The organism is Mesorhizobium sp. RSR380A, from assembly GCF_054719385.1.
Window position 1 is genome coordinate 2,102,501 of the sequence record NZ_JBTTIB010000001.1, and the last position, 19,624, is coordinate 2,122,124.

The window sequence follows — 19,624 nt, forward strand, 5'->3', positions numbered from 1 at the left end:
GCGTCGACTTCCAGTCCAGGCTCAATCCATCTGACCGCATCGACGTGCTGTTCTCGCAGCCGGACGGCGACGACCAGGCCTCCGACGAATCGGAACTGCTCTATGTCTCGTCGACCTTCGGCGGCCAGACGCGCAATTTCTACCGATTCCAGATGCAGGACGGCTCGACCGACTATTTCGACGAGGACGGATCTAGCGCCGAGCAGTTCCTGTTGCGCAACCCCCTGCCCGCCGGGAAATTCCGCTCCGGCTTCGGCGCCCGCCGACATCCGATCCTCGGTTATGTCCGCATGCATACCGGCGTCGACTGGGCGGCGCCGATCGGAACGCCGATCATCGCCGCCGGCAACGGCACCATCGAAAAGGCCGGCTGGGCCGGCGGCTACGGCAAACAGATCATCATCCGCCATGCCAATGGCTACGAGACCTCCTACAATCACCAGAGCGCCTTTGCCAAAGGCATCGAACCGGGCGTTCATGTCCGCCAGGGCCAGACCATCGGCTTCCTCGGTCAGACCGGCCTCTCCACCGGCCCGCATCTTCACTACGAGCTGATCGTCAACGGCACCAAGGTCGACCCGATGCGCGTGCGCCTGCCGGTCGGCAAGGTGCTGAAGGGCGACGACCTGGTCGCTTTCAAGCGCGAGCGCGAGCGCATCGATGAACTGCTCAAGCAGGAAGACAGCAATCCGCTGAAGGTCGCGAGCGCCAAGATCGAAGGCTAATGCATGTCGCCCAGAAGTGTGCCGCGGTTCTGGGACAACGACATGCCTCAAAACAAACACTTAAAGCGCGTCGTATGAATCCGTTTCAACGCGACGCGCTTTAAGCCGTCACACTCGACGCCGGCGAATCATCATCGCCCCATCAGAGCATTCCGAATCGGGTCGGCTCCGAATCAGGTCGACTGCTCCTCTTCGGCTCGTGACCAAGGCAGCTTTTGCCCCGAAACGGTGTGCCAGGCGATAATAGCGGCAAGCAGGCAAAGCACGGCCGTCACTGTCGACACGGCCGCGAACGCCGCATCGCTGGCGGCGAGCCGTGTTGCATCAAGGTCTGGCGCCAGGCCGGCCAATGCCGGTTCGCCGAATCCCGGAATGCCCGGCCTAGCGCTGGTATCGAGCATCGTCGAATAGACCCAGGCCGCGAGCGAGCCCATCGCCGCCACAGCAATCAGCCCGCCAATGCGCGAAACCGCATTGTTGATGCCGGAAGCGGCGCCGGTATCCTTGTCCTCGACCGCGGTCATGACCGCCGTCGACAGCGGCGACACCACCAGCGCCATGCCGAGCCCCATCACGGCCATCAGCGGAAAGATACCGGTCCAGAAATTGTGCATGCCGGCATGAGTGAGCAAAGCCAGCCCGGCAAAGGCGATGGCGACCACCAGGCAGCCGCTGGCGATCGGAAAACGCGGACCGATGCGATCCGACCACTGGCCGACGAGACCCGACAGCATCGCGATCGACGCCGACAGCGGCAGGAAGATGAAACCGACCTCTTTGGTGCTCAGCCCCCATCCGGCGATCAACAGCATCGGCAGGTAGAACAGATTGGCCGACAGCGCGAAATATAGGAAGAAGGTGGCGAGGTTGGCGCCGGCGAAGGCGCCAATCCGAAACAGCTTGAGATCGATCATCGGCTCGCGCTGCCGAAGCTCGAAGACGATGAAGATGATAAGCAGCACGGCGCCTGCGGCGATGCTCGGCCCCGACATCAGCCCGCTGCCTTCGGCGCTCATCGAGGTTAGTCCGTAGGCAAGCGCCCCGAAGGCAAGCGTGGCGAGAGCGGCGCCGCCGAGATCGAGGCTTCGCTGCTCCGTCGGCGCGTCGGCGGGAATCTTGGCCAGCAGGAGATAGATCGAGATCAGCCCGAGCGGCAGGTTGACGGCGAAGATCGCCCGCCAGATACCGCCGCCAAAGGCCGACAGAACGAAGCCGCCGAGCACCGGACCGAGCGCCGTCGTCAGCGCCGAGGCGGCGGCCCAGATGCCGATCGCCCGGCCGCGCTCCTTCTTCGGATAGGCCTTGGCGATGATGGCGAGGCTGCCCGGCACCATGATCGCCGCACCAATGCCCTGAATGGCGCGAAAGGCGATGAGCACCAGCGCATTCGGCGCCACCGCGCAGGCCAGCGAAGCGACGATGAACAGCGCAATGCCGGCAACGAAGGCGCGCCTGAGGCCAAACCGGTCGCCGGCGGCGCCGCCGGCCAGAATCAGCGCCGACAGCGTCAGCGCATAGGCGTTGGAAATCCACTGGACCTCGGCCAGGCTGGCGCCGAGGTCGACGCGCATTGCCGGCATGGCAATGGCCAGGATCGACCCGTCGATGAAGCCGAGCGCTGACGCCAGGATCGCCGCTACCAGCACGAACTTGCGCTGCGACTGCGGACAAAATGTACCGTTGGAAAGCGACCTGGTCAGGGGAACGGCTGCGGCTTCGCTCGGAGACTTCATGAGCGTCTGCTTAGACTTGTTGCGGGCCGGCAACAACCAGCCAGCACCCTGCGCTCATGAATCCAGCTTTGGATATCGGCCTGCCTTATGGGCAGGCCGATATCACTGCGCTGGAGCGCTCACTTGCTCCGCAATATCATCGGCCGAGGGACCGCCGACGAACTCGACGGTGACGCCCGGCGACACCAGCTTGGCCAGTTCACGCGCATCCCAATTTGTCAGGCGCACGCAGCCATGGCTTTCGGTCTTGCCGATCTTGGAGGGATCGGGCGTGCCGTGAATGCCATAGGTCGGCTTGTCCAGCGCAATCCACACCGAGCCGACCGGGCCGTTCGGACCCGGCGGGATGGTCAGGATCTTGTCGTTCTGGCCCTGCTTGAAATTGATGCTGGGGTTGTAGGTGTAGTTAGGATCGAGCGCCACGCGCGACACCGTATGGGTGCCGGTCGGCGAGGGCGTGTCGGCTGAACCGATGGTGGCCGGATAGGCCGCGACCAGCTTGCCACCGGCGTCATAGGCGAACACCTGCTTCTTGTCCTTGTCGGCGACGATGCGGGCAACCGGCGTCGCCACCAGCCTGCCGAAATTGGCGACCTTGATGATGGTGCCGGGACGGCTGAAGTCGGCCTCGGGATTGAGCCCCTTCAGGTAGTTCTCGTCCATGTGGAACCGTTCGGCCAAGGCTTCGGTGACGGAGGTGTAAGCCATGCGGTCGAGCTGCGCCTTCTGGCTGTAATCCTCCGGTATCGAGGCGACATAAGGCCCGGCCGCGTCCTCGGGCGTGATCGTATAATTGGCGAAAGCATCGCCACCGGTTTGCGCCAGCGCAGCCTGGATGCCGACCGCGTCGGTCGAGCGCAGATTGCTGCCGGTGATCTGGTTGTAGGCGGCAAGCGCCTTGTCGACATTGGAGCCGAAGCGCCCGTCGACGACGCCGGGTGAAGCGCCGGCGCGGTCGAGCAGCACCTGCAAGGCGGCTACATCCTGGCGTGCGCCGAGTGAAAGCGAGGGATCGACCACGGTCTTGCCACCGGCTTTCGGCGGCAGCGCGCCCTGGTCGGCGGGCGCCGCCGGTTCGGCGGGATCGATAGAGGCTTCGTTCAGCGGCTGGCGCTTGACGGGCCGCGGTTCAGCGGATTTCGGCGCTTCCGGATAGGTGTCGCTGTCATTGGCATCATCCTGCGGAGCGGCCTCCAGGAATCTGTCGCTTTCAGGATCGTATTCATCAACCGGCGGGCCGGGGATTCGTCCCTGATCGTCCAGTTGCCTGCGGCGGAAACGCGCCATGTCTTCGGGATCGTCGAGATAGTAGCGGTCGTCGTCTTCGACCGGTGCGCGTCCAAGCTCACGTGCCCGCATTTCCCGGCGCAGCGCGCGGCGGTCGAGCCTGGTCTGCGGCGGCTGGATGGCGATGACCTTGCCGGTCTCGGCATCGACGATGACGCGGTTGCCCCTGGCGTCGTAATAGATGTCGAGATTGCCGTCCTGGGCAAGCACAATGCCGCCGCTATCGGCGGCGCGGACGGCCGGCAGTGCGTTGTCCATAGTCGGCGATGCCATGGCGCTGGACGTGAGCAGCCCGGCGGCGAGCACCGAAAAGGCAAGGATCGTGCGGAACATGGTGGTCAAACTCTCCGGTACTTACAGCGCCGCGCGTCCGTTTGGACGCGCAAAGGACGCTGTAACACTTCATGTCTGCGCATGATCCTTTCCGAAAATCGAATTTCGATTTTCGGGGTCATGCGTAATTGCCGCCGCCCGGCAGTGTTCCCACCAGAACGTTCTCGCCACCGTTTGGATGCGCAAGGAACGCCCTGATCGTCAAAAGCCTGCAGGCAAACCCCTTCGCCAGCAAACCACAACATAAGCTTTCCAACATGAACCGGGCATGAAGATGGCGGATTACTGGTTGCTACAGGCCCAATTCCTTGCGCGTCTGCTTCGTCAGCTTGAGGACGACGAGGCGGTGGCTTTCGCCGAGATAGTCCTTCAGCGCATCATCATCCATGCTCTGGCTTGTCTGACGCTGGATCCATTTCATGCCGCGCGAGGCGAGATAGGGCGCCGGCCGGCAGCCGGGCTGATCCTTCAGCACGTCATAAGCCATTTCAGAGCATTTGAAGGTGACGAAGACGCCACCCTCCCGGTCATGGCCGGCGATGGTGAAGACCTTGCCACCGACTTTCCAGACATCGGCCCCGCCCCACTGCACGACATGCGTCGTCTGCGGCAGCGAGGCGCAGAAGCTGTTGTAGTCGTCCAGCGTCATCTGCACCCCCGTCAAAGGATTGTTGTTTCATAAGAAAATGCCGCGCGTCCGGTCGGACGCGCGGCGTTGGATCAGGCTGCCGCGTCGGTCGGCACCACAGTGGGCCTGGACCGGAAATTCAACCGGTCGGAGCCGGCGGTGACCTTGACGGTCGAGCCGTCGAGTATCTCGCCAAGCAGGATTTTTTCCGCCAGCGGATCTTGCAGGTCCTTCTGCATCACCCGCTTCAGCGGCCGCGCGCCATAGGCCGGGTCGTAGCCCTTCGCCGCCAGCCAGTCGATCGAATCCTGGTCGAGCGACAGTGTGATCTTGCGGTCGGCGAGCAGGCTTTCCAGCCGCTTGAGCTGGATCTCGACGATGCGGCCCATATCCTGCCGGCGCAGCCGGTGGAACAGGATCACCTCGTCGACGCGGTTGAGGAACTCCGGCCTGAACGAGGCTCTCACCACGCTCATAACCTCGTCGCGCACGGCATCGACGTCCTGCTCTTCGCCGAGATTGACCAGATATTCGGCGCCGAGGTTCGACGTCATGACGATCAGCGTGTTGCGGAAGTCGACCGTGCGGCCCTGCCCGTCGGTCAGCCGCCCGTCGTCGAGCACCTGCAACAGCACGTTGAAGACATCCGGATGCGCCTTCTCGATCTCGTCGAACAGCACGACCTGATAGGGCCGGCGCCGCACCGCTTCGGTCAGCGCACCGCCTTCCTCATAGCCGACATAACCGGGAGGCGCTCCGATCAGCCGGGCGACCGAGTGCTTCTCCATGTATTCCGACATGTCGATGCGCACCATAGCGCTCTCGTCGTCGAACAGGAAATTGGCCAGCGCCTTGGTCAGTTCGGTCTTGCCGACGCCGGTCGGTCCGAGGAACATGAACGAGCCGATCGGCCGGTTCGGATCCTGCAGCCCGGCCCGGGCACGACGCACGGCCTTGGACACCGCCTGTACCGCTTCGCCCTGGCCGACGACTCGCTTGCCGATCTCGTCTTCCATGCGCAGCAGCTTGTCGCGCTCGCCCTGCAGCATCTTGTCGACCGGAATGCCGGTCCAACGCGACACGATATGGGCGACGTGGTCGGGCGTGACCACCTCTTCGACCATGCCGGCCTTGCCGTCCTGGGCTTCGGCTTCCTTCAGCTTCTTTTCCAGTTCCGGGATCTTGCCATAGGCAAGCTCGCCGGCGCGCTGGAATTCACCCTTGCGCTGGGCAATGGCGAGGTCGTTGCGGGCCGCGTCGAGCTGCTTCTTGAGGTCAGCGGCGAGGCCAAGCTTCTGCTTTTCCGACTGCCATTTGGCGGTGATCTCGGTCGATTCCTCCTCGAGGCCGACGAGTTCCTTTTCGAGACGCGCGAGCCGGTCCTTTGACGCCTCGTCCTTCTCGACCTTCAGTGCCTCGCGCTCGATCTTGAGCTGCATGATGCGGCGATCGATCTCGTCCAGCGCCTCGGGCTTGGAATCGACCTGCATCCTCAGCCGCGACGCGGCTTCGTCGACAAGGTCGATCGCCTTGTCCGGCAGGAAACGGTCGGCGATGTAGCGGTTGGACAAGGTCGCCGCCGCGACCAGCGCCGAATCCGAGATGCGCACCTTGTGGTGCTGCTCGTACTTCTCCTTCAGGCCACGCAGGATCGACACGGTATCTTCGACCGACGGCTCGTTGACGAAGACCGGCTGGAACCGGCGGGCAAGGGCCGCGTCCTTCTCGACATGCTTCCTGTATTCATCGAGCGTGGTCGCGCCGACGCAGTGCAGTTCGCCGCGCGCCAGCGCCGGCTTCAACAGGTTCGAAGCGTCCATGGCGCCATCGGCCTTGCCGGCGCCGACCAGCGTGTGCATCTCGTCGATGAACAGGATGATGCCGCCGGCCGCCGAGGTGACTTCGTTGAGCACGGCCTTCAGCCGCTCCTCGAACTCGCCGCGATATTTGGCGCCGGCAATCAGCGCGCCCATGTCGAGCGCCATCAACTGCTTGTCCTTCAGCGATTCGGGCACGTCGCCATTGACGATGCGCAGCGCCAGACCTTCGGCGATCGCCGTTTTGCCGACGCCCGGCTCGCCGATCAGCACCGGGTTGTTCTTGGTACGCCGCGACAGCACCTGGATGGTGCGGCGGATCTCGTCGTCACGGCCAATCACAGGGTCGAGCTTGCCGGCGCGGGCATCGGCGGTGAGGTCGCGCGCGTATTTCTTCAGCGCGTCATAGCCCTGCTCGGCGCTCGCCGAATCGGCGGTACGGCCCTTGCGGACGTCGTTGATCACCTGGTTCAGCGCCTGCGCTGTGACGCCGGCCTTGGACAGGATATCGGCCGTCTTAGCCGACTTCTCCATCGCCAGCGCCTGCAGCAGCCGCTCGACCGTGACAAAACTGTCGCCGGCTTTCTTGGCCAATTCCTCGGCGGTCGAAAACACCTTGGCCAGCGGCTGCGCCAGATAAAGCTGGCCGTTGCCGCCTTCCACCTTGGGCATGGCCTCAAGGGCGGTCTCGACGCCAAGCTTGACGTCGCGCACGTTGCCGCCGGCGCGCTCTATCAGCGAGGCGGCCAGCCCCTCGTCGTCATCGACGAGGACCTTCAGCATATGTTCGGGAGTGAATTGCTGGTGATTGCGCGAGAGCGCCATGGTCTGGGCGGACTGAATGAATCCGCGGACGCGCTCGGAGTATTTCTCGAGGTTCATATCTGTCTCCTTCCATCACCGGCCCGCTTTGCGGCACCGGATCAGATTGCGGTGACGGACCCGCTCATCCGAGCCGGGTCCAGTTCACGCCAGATATGGGGCGCAAGCCATTGCCGCTCAAGACGTCCGGCTGATGATATTGCATGGCCGAGCAAACGAAAACGGCGGAGATTTCTCTCCGCCGTTTCATCGACTTATGTCTTGTGGGTCAGTTGTTGGCGTCGACGGCGAACGGGTCGCCGGCAGGGCTTTCGGCCGGCGCCGCATCCACCACGTCAACAGCGGCAGCGGTCTCGCCGGCGCCATCCACCACCTGGCCACCACCAGACTGTTCGTCACCGACCTGATCGGCATTGTTGCGCGGGCGGCGCGGACGCCGCGGGCGACGGGCAGCGCCGCTCTCGGCGGCTGCCTCATTGAGTTCGGCCCGGGCGGCAAGAGCCGCCGGCGACAGGTTTTCGTACAGCGGCGCCGGCTCGGAGAAACCGCTCTCGGCTTCGGGCTCAACCGCGGAAACGGTTTCCGCCTGTGCCGGGGTTTCGGTGAAGCGCTGCTGGTCGCCGCGCTGGCCGTTCTGCTCGCCACGCTGGGCAAAGTCGCCACGCTGGTCGTTCTGGCCATAGCCGCCATTGGGGCGGCGGTCACGGTTGCGGCCATTGTTGTCGCGGCCGTTGTTGTTGCGGCCATTATTGTCACGGCCATTATTGTCACGGCCACTGTTGTTCTCGCGGCCGTTTTCCTGGCCGTATGCGAGTTCGGCCGGCGTGCCCTCAATCGTCGGCTGCGGACCGTTGCCGTGGTTCGCCATCGGCGCTTGAGTCTCGCCGCCATTGCCGCTGCCGGCATTGTCAAAATCGTCGCGATCTTCATCGTCGTCGAATTCGTCGCGGTTCTGCGGGGCATTCTGGATCGGCATCTGCGCCTGTGCGGCGGCAATGATGCGGTTGTAGTGCTCGGCGTGCTGGAGGTAATTTTCCGCCATAACCCGGTCGCCGGCGCTTTGCGCATCACGGGCCAGAGTGGCGTATTTTTCGGCGATCTGCTGAGCCGATCCACGGATTTTCACGTCCGGGCCGTTGCTCTCGTAGTTGCGCGTCAGGGGATTTGGGCCCTTGCGGTTGTTGTTGTTGTTATTGTTGTTGCCACCGCCGCCGCCATTGTTGTTGCGACCGCGCATGCGCCTGTTCTGCTGTTGTGGCCTCATAAGACTCTCTTCATTTTGAAATTTTCGAAAAACGTTTCGCGAACGGAGGCGCTCATGCAGCCAGCCGTTTCGTTTCTTCACCGGCGTTCGCCCGCATCAATTGCGTTGGCGCCACGTGTCATCCTGTTCCGGTTACATCACTTGCCGGACGATTCCCGCACGAAGCTTGGGCGTCGTTTGCGCAAGAAGGCAGCTATTTCCAAGGAAAACCGAATCGCTAAGAGCACTGCCTGCTTCGTCTCATCCGGTTAGGGCGGACCCTAGCCGCATTCCCCGGCATTGCCAAGCGCTTTTTTGCACTGCGTCAAGGCTTTCCCTGTTCAAACATAAGAACCCTGTCGTTTCCGCCAAGATCGACAAATGCCCCGGCCAGCCTGTAGCCGGCTGCCGCGAATATGTCTTTGACCTCATTGCGCTGCGTGTGGCCGATCTCGACCGCTATCTTGCCTTCTGCTTCCAGAAACTTTGCCGCCTCGGCGGCGATGATCCTGTAGGGGCCAAGACCGTCCACACCGCCATCAAGGGCTCTGTGCGGATCGAAATCGCGGACCTCGTCCTGCAGATTTCCAATGTCTCCAGACGATATATAGGGAGGGTTTGCGGCAATTACATGGTATCGGCCCGAAACTTTTTCGAACCAGTCGGACTGCAGCCCCACGAACCGGCCGGCGAGTCCGAGTTGCTCGGCATTGCGTATCGCGGTTGCCAGCGCGTCTTGTAAAATATCGACCCCGGTGGCGGTCGCGGCCGGAACCGCGCTGAGCAGCGCCAGCGCAATCGCGCCGGTACCGGTGCCGAGATCGAGGATACGGCATTCCCCCAGCCTTTTGGCCGTCGCGCCGGCAAAAGGCAGGATCGCCTCGACCAGCGTTTCGGTGTCCGGCCGCGGCTCCAGCGTTTCCGGCGACAGCGACAGCCGCAGGCCGTAAAACTCGCGAAACCCGAGGATGCGGTGCACCGGTTCGCCGGCCATGCGGCGCTGCAGAGCAGCGCCGATTGCGGCAACCGCACCCGCATCGACCGTCCGTTGCGGGTCGGCGATCGCCTGCGTACGGTCCGTGCCGGAAAAATGTTCGACGATCAGCCTGGCATCCAGCGCCGGGTCGGAAAGGCCGGCCGCGGCAAGCCGCTCCCGCGCCGCCCGCAACAACGGCCCGAGCGCGCCGGGCAACATGTCAGCCATCGAGGCCGATATCGGCGAGCAGCTTCGACTGATGGTCGGCGATCAGCGCATTGATGACCTCGTCGAGCTCGCCCATCATCACCCGGTCGAGCTTGTAGAGCGTCAGGTTGATACGATGGTCGGTAAGGCGGCCCTGCGGGAAATTGTAGGTGCGGATGCGCTCCGAACGGTCGCCCGAACCAACCTGCGATTTGCGTGACTCCGAGCGCTCCTCGTCTGCCTTGCTGCGCTCGAGGTCGTAAAGCCGCGCACGCAGGATCTGCATGGCTTTCGCCCGGTTCTGATGCTGCGACTTCTCCGCCTGCACCACCATGATACCGGTCGGCAAATGGGTGATGCGCACCGCAGAATCGGTGGTGTTGACGTGCTGGCCGCCCGAACCCGAGGCGCGCATCGTGTCGATCCGGATGTCTTCGGCGCGAATGTCGATGTCGACCTCTTCGGCCTCCGGCAGTACGGCCACCGTCGCCGCCGAAGTGTGGATGCGCCCGCTGGCCTCGGTCGCCGGCACGCGCTGCACGCGGTGCACGCCGGATTCGAATTTCAGATGCGCAAAGACGCCCCTGCCGGAAATGGTGGCGATGATTTCCTTGAAGCCGCCGGCATCGCCGTCGCTGGCCGACACCGTCTCGAAGCGCCAGCCGCGTTCGGCGGCATAGCGCTCATACATGCGAAAAAGGTCGCCGGCAAACAATGCCGCCTCGTCGCCGCCGGTGCCGGCGCGGATTTCAAGGATGGCGTTCTTGTCGTCGGCCGCATCCTTAGGCAACAGCAGGATCTGGATGTCCTTTTGCAGCTGTTCGATACGCGCTTCGACGCCCGGCAGATCTGCCTCCGCCAGGGCCCGCATCTCGGCATCGGTGCCCTTGTCGGCAAGCATCGCCTCGAGGTCGGCTTGCTCGCGCTCGACTGAGCGCAGTTCCCTGACCTTGGCCACCATGTCCTGCAGCTCGGCATATTCCGAGGCCATCTTCACATAGGCATCGGCCGCCGGGCCGGCCGACATCTGCGCTTCGAGCATCTCGAAACGCTTGACGACCTGATCCATACGCTCGCGGGGAAGATTGACCATGGCTAATGCTATAGCGGGATGGAGCGGTCGTCGGCGAAGGCCTGCAGCAGCGCCCGCATCGGCAGCCCTTGAGCTGGCGCCATCAGATTGTCGGCAAAGAAAGCCTCCAATTCCTCCAGTGGCAGTTCGGTCAACATCGCCTTGACCGGGCCGATCGAGGCTGGAGACATCGAGATCGAGCGGTAGCCAAGGCCGATCAGCGCCATGGCGGAAATAGGTTTTCCGGCAAGCTCGCCGCACAGCGTCACCGGCGTGTGGTTGCGAACCCCGGCGTCGGCGATCTGCTTCAGAACCCGCAGGAAAGGCGTCGAAAGCGTGTCGAAGCGGTCGGAGAGCTGCGTGTTCCCCCGATCGACCGCCATGACGAACTGGAACAGGTCGTTGGAGCCGACCGAGACGAAATCGACCGCCTTCATCAACTCGTCGAGCTGGAACAGCAGCGACGGCACTTCCAGCATGGCGCCCACCTTGAGGCTGGTCGGCAGATGGTGGGCAAAGCGGGAGAGATGCCGCACTTCGCGGTCGATGATCTCGCGCGCCTGGGCGATTTCGCCGAGTTCGGTAACCATCGGCAGCATCAGCTTCAGTTCGCGCCCGCCGCAGGCCTTCAGCAGAGCGCGGATCTGGGTCCTGAGCAGACCCGGCCGGTCGAGCGTCAGCCGGATCGCGCGCCAGCCGAGCGCAGGGTTTTCTTCCTGGATGGCGCCCTTGAAGTAGGGCAGCACCTTGTCGCCGCCGATGTCGATGGTGCGGAAGGTGACCGGCTTGCCGCGCGCCGCGTCCAGCACGTCGCGGTAGAGCCGCTCCTGCGCCTCGGCACGCGGGAAGGTCGAGGCGACCATGAACTGCAATTCGGTGCGGAACAGGCCGATGCCGGCGGCACCCGCCTCGGCCAGCTGCGGCAGGTCGACGGCCAGGCCCGCATTCATCAGCAGGTCGACCTGGACGCCGTCCTTGGTCACCGACGGCTTCTTGCGCAGTTCCCGGTAGACTTCCTGCCGGCGCGCCCGGAAGCGCACTTTTTCGGCATAGGCAGCTTCGAGGTCGGGCTGCGGCCGCAGATGGATGGTGCCTTCCTCGCCGTCGACGATGATGGCATCGCCGTTTTCCGCCATGGAAACGGCGCCCTTCATCTGGCCGGCGACCGGAATGCCCATGGCGCGCGCTACGATGACGACATGGCTGGTGGCAGCGCCGTCTTCCAGCACCACGCCGCGCAGCTTGTCCCTGGGATAATCAAGGAGTTCGGCCGCGCCCATCGAGCGCGCGACCAGGATGGCATCCTTCGGCAGTGACGCCGCGACGTCGTCAGGCCCGCGCCCCATCAGCTGGCGCAGCAGCCGGTTGGCGAGATCGTCGAAGTCGCTCATCCTCTCGCGCAAATAAGGATCGGTCATGTGCAGCATGCGGGCGCGCATGTCGCTTTGGACCTTTTCCACCGCCGCTTCCGCTGTCAGGCCGTTGCGGATCGCCTCTTCCAGCCGGCGCACCCAGCCGCGGTCGTTGGCAAACATGCGATACGCTTCGAGCACCTCGCGATGTTCGCCCTCGAAGGCGACATCGCGCCGCTCCAGCATGTCGTCGATAGAAAGCCTGAGCGAACCGAGCGACGTCTCCAGCCGGCGCACCTCTTCCTCACTGTCCTCGTTGAACAGATTGGTGACGACGATGCGTGGCTCATGCAGCACGACATGGCCGAGGCCGACGCCCTCGTTGAAGGACAGGCCGGTAAAGCTGACGGGACGGCGCAGATCGAGTTCGAGGCCGGGCCGGGTCAGGCGAGCGAGATCGCCGGTGGCGATCATCTCGGCGATCACCATGGCGGTCGTTTCCAGCGCCTCGACCTCGTCGTCGCGGTAGTGGCGCATGGTCTTGTTCTGCACCACCAGCACGCCCAGCGTGCGCCCTGCCCTTAGTACCGGCACGCCGAGGAAGGAATTGTAGATCTCTTCGCCCGTCTCCGGCAGGTAGGCGAAGGCCGGATGTTCCTGTGCATTGGAGAGGTTGAGCGGCCGCGCGCTCGCGGCAATGGTGCCGACGAGGCCCTGCCCCAGCCGCAGTTGCGCCAAATGGACGGCGTTCGGGTTCAGACCTTCGGTGGCATAGAGTTCGAGCACCGAATCGGCGCGCAGCACATAGAGCGAGCAGACCTCGGCGACCATGTTGGAGGCGATGTCGCGCACGATCCGGTCGAGCCGCTCCTGCGGCTCCAGCGGCTCCTGCATGAGCTCGCGGAGCCGTTTCAGCAGAACGCGCGGGCCGCTGGCCGTATCACGCATCGCGGCTTCTTCTCCAATGGGCATTTTGCCCGCCGCAGTTTCCACTGCGACCGGCGCACACGCAACAACTCAAATCGCTCTCGCTACTGCTTATCCAGACCGTACACGGAATGCAAAGTACGAACCGCGAGTTCCGTGTAGGGACCGTCAATCAGTATCGAAATCTTGATCTCGGAGGTAGTGATGGCGCGGATGTTGATCGCCTTGTCGGCCAGCGCCTTGAAAGCGGTGGCGGCCACACCGGCATGGCTGCGCATGCCGATGCCGATGACCGAAACCTTCGACATGCCGGCTTCCGACTGCACCACGTCATAGCCGATCGAAGCCTTCAGACGCTCCAGCACGGCCAACGCCTTGTCCACGTCGCCGGACGGCACGGTGAAGGTCATGTCGGTGAACTTGCCGTCCTCGGAGATGTTCTGGACGATCATGTCGACATTGATGTTGGCCTCGGCCAGCGGGCCGAAAATGCCGGCGGCAACGCCCGGGCGGTCGCCGACGCGGCGCAGAGAAATCTGCGCTTCGTCCTTGGCGTAGGCAATTCCGGTGACGACCTGCTGTTCCACGATCTCTTCCTCGTCGCAAATGAGCGTTCCCGGAGGATTGAGCAAATCCCCCATTCCGGGCGCATCGGGATCGTCGAAGGACGACCGCACGAACGTACGCACCCTGTGCACCATGGCAAGCTCGACCGAGCGCACCTGCAAGACCTTGGCGCCGAGCGAGGCCATTTCGAGCATTTCCTCGAACGAAATCTTGTTGAGCCGCCGCGCCTTCGGCTCGATGCGCGGATCGGTGGTGTAGACGCCGTCGACATCGGTGTAGATGTCGCAGCGATCGGCCTTGACCGCCGCGGCAATGGCCACCGCGCTTGTGTCGGAGCCGCCGCGGCCGAGCGTGGCGATGCGGTTGTCCGGGCCGATGCCCTGGAAGCCGGCGACGACAGCCACCTGGCCCTCGCCGAAGCGCTTGATCAGGAACGCGCCGTCAATGTCGAGGATGCGCGCCGCGCCATGCGCGTTGTCGGTCTTGATCGGGATCTGCCAGCCCTGCCATGAGCGGGCATGCACGCCCATATTCTGCAGTGTGATCGCCAGCAGGCCGGCAGTCACCTGCTCGCCCGAGGCGACCACGGCGTCATACTCGCGCGCGTCGTGCATGGGCGAGGCTTCGCGCGTCCAGCCAACCAGTTCATTGGTCTTGCCCGCCATCGCCGAAACCACGACAGCGACCTCATGGCCGGCATCGACCTCGCGTTTGACGTGACGCGCCACATTGCGGATGCGGGCGATGTCGGCGACGGAGGTTCCGCCGAATTTCATCACGATGCGCGCCATGGAAGCGAAATGCCTTTGACTGAAGCCGGCCCAGGACCGAAAGGGGAAGTAAGCGCTCGACAGAAGCCGGCCGCTGAATGCGCGCCTCCTTAGCCAAATGATGACGGTTTCGCAAGGCTGGCGGCGGATGCCGGCTTCAGGATCGCGGCATATTGCGTTCGGCCCCGCCGCCGCTTACCAAATGCTGCCCGCGGGAAACTCCTTTTGGTCCGGCATATCGAATGATTGTTCGCCTTCGACGCGCCATGCGGTGGCAATCGCTGCCGCTGTTCATCGGCTTCGCCGTGCTGGCGTTGATCGTCGGCACACGCGCCGTGCTGGTCGAGACCCAGAGAGCCAATCGTGAGGCCGCGCGCGAGGCGGTCGAGTATCAGGAATTGCTTTCCGGTTTGCTTGCGATGGCTCAGGAGGCCGAGACCAGCCAGCGCGGCTATCTCCTGACCGGCGAGAAATCCTACCTCCAGCCTTATCGGCAGGCGGTCGACGCCATTCCGGGCCAGCTTGCCCGCATCGACGGCATGACCGCGCCGGACGACGAACTCGTGCAGCAGATCAACCACGTCAAGGACGCGCTTTCACAAAACCAGGCCGAATTGGCTGAGACGATTGCACTCTACGATCGCGGCGATGCGGCAAAAGCTCTGGAACTGGTCCGCAGCGGCCAGGGCAAGGCCGCCATGGACCAGATCCGGGCCAGCATGGACACGATCCGGCGCATTGGCGGCGCAGCCATCGCCGCGCGCGACGCTCATACCGACCGGGTCGAAAACTGGCTGCGAATCGGCTCGATAGCGGCGCTGCTGGCGATCTTCCTGCTTGGCGCCTACACGGTTCGCCTTTCGCGCCGCCGGTTCCGCGCAGTGGCGATCGCCCAGGAAGAGCTGATGCGCAAGAACATCGAGCTCGGCAACGAAATCCAGACGCGTGAAAAGGCCGAATCGCAGATCCGCCAGATGCAGAAGATGGAGGCTGTGGGCCAGCTGACCGGCGGTATCGCCCACGATTTCAACAACATGCTGGCGGTGATCATCAGCGCCATGAACCTCGCCCAGCGCAAGCTGACGCGGGGCGAGCACGACATCATGAAATTCATCGAAGCGGCGACCGATGCGGCGACCCGGGCCGCAAACTTGACGTCACGGCTGCTTGCCTTCTCGCGCCAGCAGCCGCTCGCGCCTCAGGTTGTAGACGCCAATCGTCTGGTCGCCGGCATGTCGGACCTGCTTCGGCGGGCGCTTGGCGAAACCCTCCGCATAGAAACCGTGCTGGCTGGCGGCCTGTGGAAGACCCATGCCGATCCGAGCCAGCTCGAAAATGCCATTCTCAACCTGGCGGTCAATGCGCGCGACGCAATGGGCGAGGACGGCAAGATGACCATCGAGACCGCCAACAGCCACCTCGACGAGGGCTACGCCGCCACCCATGCCGAGGTCAAAGCCGGCCAGTATGTAATGATTGCGGTCAGCGACACCGGCGCCGGCATGCCGGCGGACGTCATGGAGCGGGCTTTCGAGCCATTTTTCACCACCAAGCCAGTCGACAAGGGCACCGGCCTCGGGCTGAGCCAAGTGTTCGGCTTCGTCAAACAGTCCGGCGGACACGTCAAGATTTACTCGGAACCCGGCCAAGGCACCACGATCAGGATCTACCTGCCGCGCTTCTTCGGCCCGGAAGAGGCCGCCATATCTTCGGAACGAGCCGGAAATCCTGCCGTGCCGGTCACCGAAACCATCCTTGTCGTGGAGGACGATCCACGCGTGCGGGCTTCCACCACGGATGCCATGCGCGAACTCGGCTACACCGTCATTCATGCCGCAAGCGGCCAGGAAGCGCTGGAAAAGCTGGGCGACAACCCTGGTGTGGCGCTCATGTTCACCGATATCGTCATGCCGGTGATGAATGGGCGCAAGCTCGCCGAGGAGGCGCTGGCGCGCATGCCGAAGCTGAAGGTGATCTTCACCACCGGCTTCACCAGGAACGCCGTCGTCCACAATGGCGTGCTCGACCATGACGTGCATTTCCTGGCCAAGCCCTTCACCATCGAGCAGCTGGCGGCGAAATTGCGCGACGTGCTGGACGCAAGATGACCGAGACCCTGGAAATCGTCACCTTTCGCCTCAAGCCTGGAGCGGAAGCGGCCTTTGCCGCCGCCAACAACCTGGTCGCCGACTGGCTGGCGCGGCAACCTGGTTTCGTAAACCGCTGCCTGGCGCGGCGGGACGATGGCGGATGGGTCGATGTGGTGCGCTGGCGAAGTCGCGAGCAGGCTCTCGCCGCCGCGGGCCGCATCATGGCCGAGATCGGCGATTGCGAAGCGATGCGGGCCATCGATCCCGCAAGTGTTGCGATGGAACATTCGGCAATTGTGATCTCGAGGCCATAGGTCGACTAGCCAGCAGTCGCAAAAACCGTCCTTGACTTTCTTGCCCCGGCACCCGACTTCCTAGCGTCCGAGGAGACCCGCCCCATGCCAGAGGCCCGACGATCGACAATCGATGCCGGAGAAGTGGAACGCTTTTCCGCGCTTGCCGCCGAATGGTGGAACCCGAACGGCAAATTCCGTCCGCTGCACAAATTCAACCCGGTCCGGCTTGCCTATATCCGGGACCAGGTGGCGGCGCGCTTTGGCCGCGATCCGCGGGCGGCGCGGCCGTTCGAAGGCCTGCGTTTCCTCGATATCGGCTGCGGCGGTGGGTTATTGTGCGAGCCGATGGCAAGGCTTGGCGCCGAAGTGGTCGGCGCCGACGCCTCGGCAACCAACATCGAGGTGGCGAAGCTGCACGCGGCCGAAGGCGGCGTGACGGTGGATTATCGCGCTACGACCGCTGAGGATTTGGCCGATTCCGGCGAGAAATTCGACGTCGTCCTCAACATGGAAGTTGTCGAGCATGTTGCCGATGTCGACCTGTTCATCGGCAAGTGCGGCGAGATGGTCAAGCCCGGCGGCATCATGTTCGTGGCTACCATCAACCGCACGCTGAAGGCACTGGGCCTGGCCATCATCGGCGCCGAATATGTGCTGCGGTGGCTGCCGCGCGGCACCCACCAGTTCGGCAAGCTGGTGCGGCCCGAAGAGCTTGAAAAGGCGCTCGGCAGCGCCGCCATGACCATCATCGACCGTACCGGCGTGACCTACAATCCTCTCGCCGACCGCTGGGCACGCTCCAAGGACATGGACGTCAACTATATGGTGCTGGCGGAAAAACGATCGGTCTGAACGAAGGGGCGGCCGTGGACACTATGAGGGCCCGAGAGCTGGCGCTCGATCTGCCCGAAACGGTCGAGCAATCGCATTTCGGCAAGGCTGACTGACTTCCGCGTCCGCAACCGTATCTTCGTCTCGCTGCCCGAAGCCGACCGTGCTGTCGTCAAGCTCGACCGCGACCAGCAAGAGATGATGGCCGCGGCTGAGCCATCGGTTTTCAGGCCCGTGACAGGCGGCTGGGGCCAAAAGGGATGGACGTCGATTATGCTCGAAGCCTGCGACGAACAGACATTCCGCAGCGCAGTTCGGACGGCCTGGCGAAACGTCGCCCCGCCGGCGCTACGGAAGCGCCTCGACGCGAGCCAAATTTGAGCTTGAGCAGTTCGAGCAAAGTGTGAAGCGGTTTTCCCGGGAAAAGCGCATAGCGCTTTGCCTAGGGAATTGCGTAAACCAAAGACCCTATGCCTTCTGGCTCTGCGCCTTGGTGGTGATGATCACGCCGATGGTGATGATCACCGCGCCGGCCCAAGTCAGCAACTGGTAGTGCTCGCCGAGGAAGATGGTTCCGGCAAACAGGCCGACGGCCGCCGCCACATAGCCGATCTGGCTGAGATAGACCGGACCGCCCACGGCCTGCAGCCGGAAGAAGAAGGCAAACATCGCCGAGGCCGAAGCGACTTGCGCCACGACAACCAGCGGCACGGCCCTGAGCGGGGCGAAAGCGCCAACGCCGAACAGCGTGAGAATGCCGATCAGCAGCAGCGTCGCCGAGGCCAGGTGGCTGCCGACGGCCAGTTCGATCGGACCGGTGCCTTCGGGCCAGTCGACGGTGCGATAGATATTGCCGGCGGCAAGGCTGACCGGGATCAAAAGTCCGACCAGTACCCAGAAGAAATCGGCCGGCTGGCCGGCCTCGCCGCGAGTCACCGCCACCATGACCGCGCCGATGAAGCCGACGGCGATACCGATACTGCCGAGCATATTTGGCCGTCGAACGCCGAGCAGGATCGAAAACACCAGTGTGATGACCGGCGACAGCGTGAACATGATGCCGGTATAGCCGGCGCCGAGATGCGGGATAGCCGAAAACATCAGCAGATTGGGCACGGCGTAGGACACGGCGGCGGTGATGAAGAAATAGCGCAGTCTGTGCGAGGTGAGCCGCATGCGCTCGCCGTTCGCGAGCAACGCGCACAGCAGCACGCCCCCGGCGCCGAACGAGATAACGAAGGCCCAGACCATGGCCGGAACGCCGGCAGCCGTCGCCAGCTTGCCGAACGGCAGGGTCAGGCCGAGCAGGCCGCCGGTGACGACCAGCAGGCCAAGCGCCGATTCCCAGAGAAATTTCATCGGATGGTCCCGTCACTCACTTGCGGCACTGGGTCGAAACTGTATCTTGAGGTAGCATACCACAAAGATTCTTAACGTCAAGATACTTAGCGGTGAGACAGATGGATCGCGCGGCAAAGGCGGTGGAGCAATGGAAGCGGGAACGGCCGGACCTGGAGGTGTCGCCAATGCTGGTGCTTGGGCGGCTGAACGAAGCCTCGTCGCTAATCGCCCGCGAGCGCCTCGCCCCGCTGTTTGCCCGTTTCGGACTGCAGGCCGGCGAATTCGATGTGCTGGCGACGCTGCGCCGCTCCGGCCAGCCCTACGCGCTGACACCGACCGCTCTATACGAGGCGACGATGGTGACCTCCGGCGCCATGACCAACCGGCTCGACCGGCTTGAGAAGGCCGGACTGATCCTGCGCGGCCCGCACCCCAACGACCGGCGTGGCATTGTCGTGCAACTGACCGAAAAAGGTCTGGCCTTGATCGACGAAGCCCTGACCGCCCACGTCGCCAACGAGCATGAAATCCTCGCCGGGCTCACCGGCACGGAGCGGGGGGCACTGGCTCAGTTGCTTGGCAAATTGATCGATAGCGCCAGCTGATC

Annotated in this window: 16 protein-coding genes (1 of these 16 only partly in view); 6 read left to right on the forward strand and 10 right to left on the reverse strand. The window is 63.8% G+C overall.

What is annotated here, in order from left to right; translation table 11 throughout:
* Window positions 1-725: the 3' end of a M23 family metallopeptidase gene (locus tag ACYG9Z_RS10105; RefSeq protein WP_023751721.1), read on the forward strand. The gene continues 1,246 nt to the left of window position 1, outside the view; the window shows 725 of its 1,971 coding nt (coding positions 1,247-1,971); its start codon lies beyond the left edge, outside the window; its stop codon occupies window positions 723-725.
* 173 nt (window positions 726-898) lie between these two features.
* On the opposite strand, the gene ACYG9Z_RS10110 is transcribed toward ACYG9Z_RS10105, so the two are convergent.
* The 9 genes from ACYG9Z_RS10110 to ACYG9Z_RS10150 form a co-directional block, all read right to left on the reverse strand.
* A complete protein-coding gene (locus ACYG9Z_RS10110; protein WP_023751720.1) occupies window positions 899-2,458 on the reverse strand; it encodes an MFS transporter in 1,560 nt (519 codons plus the stop codon).
* A gap of 102 nt (window positions 2,459-2,560) precedes the next feature.
* On the reverse strand, window positions 2,561-4,078 hold the full coding sequence (locus ACYG9Z_RS10115; RefSeq protein WP_023751719.1) for a L,D-transpeptidase family protein: 1,518 nt from the start codon (window positions 4,076-4,078) through the stop codon (window positions 2,561-2,563).
* A 292-nt stretch (window positions 4,079-4,370) separates the two neighbouring features.
* Complete coding sequence (locus ACYG9Z_RS10120; RefSeq protein ID WP_023685771.1) at window positions 4,371-4,727, reverse strand: MmcQ/YjbR family DNA-binding protein; 357 nt, start codon at window positions 4,725-4,727, stop codon at window positions 4,371-4,373.
* A 71-nt stretch (window positions 4,728-4,798) separates the two neighbouring features.
* Window positions 4,799-7,405: an ATP-dependent chaperone ClpB gene (clpB, locus tag ACYG9Z_RS10125; RefSeq protein WP_023672968.1), complete on the reverse strand. Its 2,607-nt coding sequence runs from the start codon at window positions 7,403-7,405 to the stop codon at window positions 4,799-4,801.
* Between the two features lie 208 nt (window positions 7,406-7,613).
* Window positions 7,614-8,609 (reverse strand): DUF4167 domain-containing protein, encoded by a 996-nt coding sequence (locus ACYG9Z_RS10130; RefSeq protein ID WP_023693990.1) that lies wholly within the window; start codon window positions 8,607-8,609, stop codon window positions 7,614-7,616.
* 304 nt (window positions 8,610-8,913) lie between these two features.
* The gene (gene prmC / locus ACYG9Z_RS10135; protein ID WP_023748457.1) at window positions 8,914-9,792 is read right to left on the reverse strand and encodes a peptide chain release factor N(5)-glutamine methyltransferase; all 879 of its coding nucleotides are present in this window, start codon (window positions 9,790-9,792) and stop codon (window positions 8,914-8,916) included.
* Window positions 9,785-10,864, reverse strand: coding sequence for a peptide chain release factor 1 (gene prfA, locus ACYG9Z_RS10140; protein ID WP_023712842.1), 1,080 nt, complete (start codon window positions 10,862-10,864; stop codon window positions 9,785-9,787). The genes prmC and prfA overlap by 8 nt, the downstream gene beginning before the upstream one ends.
* 8 nt (window positions 10,865-10,872) lie before the next feature.
* The gene (gene ptsP / locus ACYG9Z_RS10145; RefSeq protein WP_023693992.1) at window positions 10,873-13,143 is read right to left on the reverse strand and encodes a phosphoenolpyruvate--protein phosphotransferase; all 2,271 of its coding nucleotides are present in this window, start codon (window positions 13,141-13,143) and stop codon (window positions 10,873-10,875) included.
* A gap of 83 nt (window positions 13,144-13,226) precedes the next feature.
* Entirely contained in the window at window positions 13,227-14,480 is a 1,254-nt protein-coding gene (locus ACYG9Z_RS10150; protein ID WP_023685777.1) for an aspartate kinase, read from the reverse strand.
* Window positions 14,481-14,725: 245 nt separating this feature from the next.
* Here ACYG9Z_RS10150 and ACYG9Z_RS10155 point away from each other — a divergent pair, with 245 nt between their 5' ends.
* The 4 genes from ACYG9Z_RS10155 (at window position 14,726) to ACYG9Z_RS10170 (ending at window position 18,057) form a co-directional block, all read left to right on the forward strand.
* A complete protein-coding gene (locus ACYG9Z_RS10155; RefSeq protein ID WP_023751718.1) occupies window positions 14,726-16,567 on the forward strand; it encodes a CHASE3 domain-containing protein in 1,842 nt (613 codons plus the stop codon).
* Complete coding sequence (locus ACYG9Z_RS10160; protein ID WP_023685779.1) at window positions 16,564-16,863, forward strand: antibiotic biosynthesis monooxygenase; 300 nt, start codon at window positions 16,564-16,566, stop codon at window positions 16,861-16,863. The genes ACYG9Z_RS10155 and ACYG9Z_RS10160 overlap by 4 nt, the downstream gene beginning before the upstream one ends.
* A gap of 84 nt (window positions 16,864-16,947) precedes the next feature.
* Complete coding sequence (gene ubiG / locus ACYG9Z_RS10165; RefSeq protein ID WP_023672976.1) at window positions 16,948-17,697, forward strand: bifunctional 2-polyprenyl-6-hydroxyphenol methylase/3-demethylubiquinol 3-O-methyltransferase UbiG; 750 nt, start codon at window positions 16,948-16,950, stop codon at window positions 17,695-17,697.
* Window positions 17,698-17,823: 126 nt separating this feature from the next.
* Window positions 17,824-18,057: a hypothetical protein gene (locus tag ACYG9Z_RS10170; protein ID WP_460222897.1), complete on the forward strand. Its 234-nt coding sequence runs from the start codon at window positions 17,824-17,826 to the stop codon at window positions 18,055-18,057.
* A gap of 87 nt (window positions 18,058-18,144) precedes the next feature.
* On the opposite strand, the gene ACYG9Z_RS10175 is transcribed toward ACYG9Z_RS10170, so the two are convergent.
* Window positions 18,145-19,035 carry a DMT family transporter gene (locus ACYG9Z_RS10175; protein ID WP_023727011.1) on the reverse strand — a complete coding sequence of 297 codons (891 nt, stop codon included), beginning with the start codon at window positions 19,033-19,035 and terminating at the stop codon, window positions 18,145-18,147.
* A 101-nt stretch (window positions 19,036-19,136) separates the two neighbouring features.
* On the opposite strand from ACYG9Z_RS10175, the gene ACYG9Z_RS10180 reads away from it, so the two are divergent.
* On the forward strand, window positions 19,137-19,622 hold the full coding sequence (locus ACYG9Z_RS10180) for a MarR family winged helix-turn-helix transcriptional regulator (RefSeq protein WP_023672979.1): 486 nt from the start codon (window positions 19,137-19,139) through the stop codon (window positions 19,620-19,622).
* Window positions 19,623-19,624 lie beyond the last annotated feature (2 nt).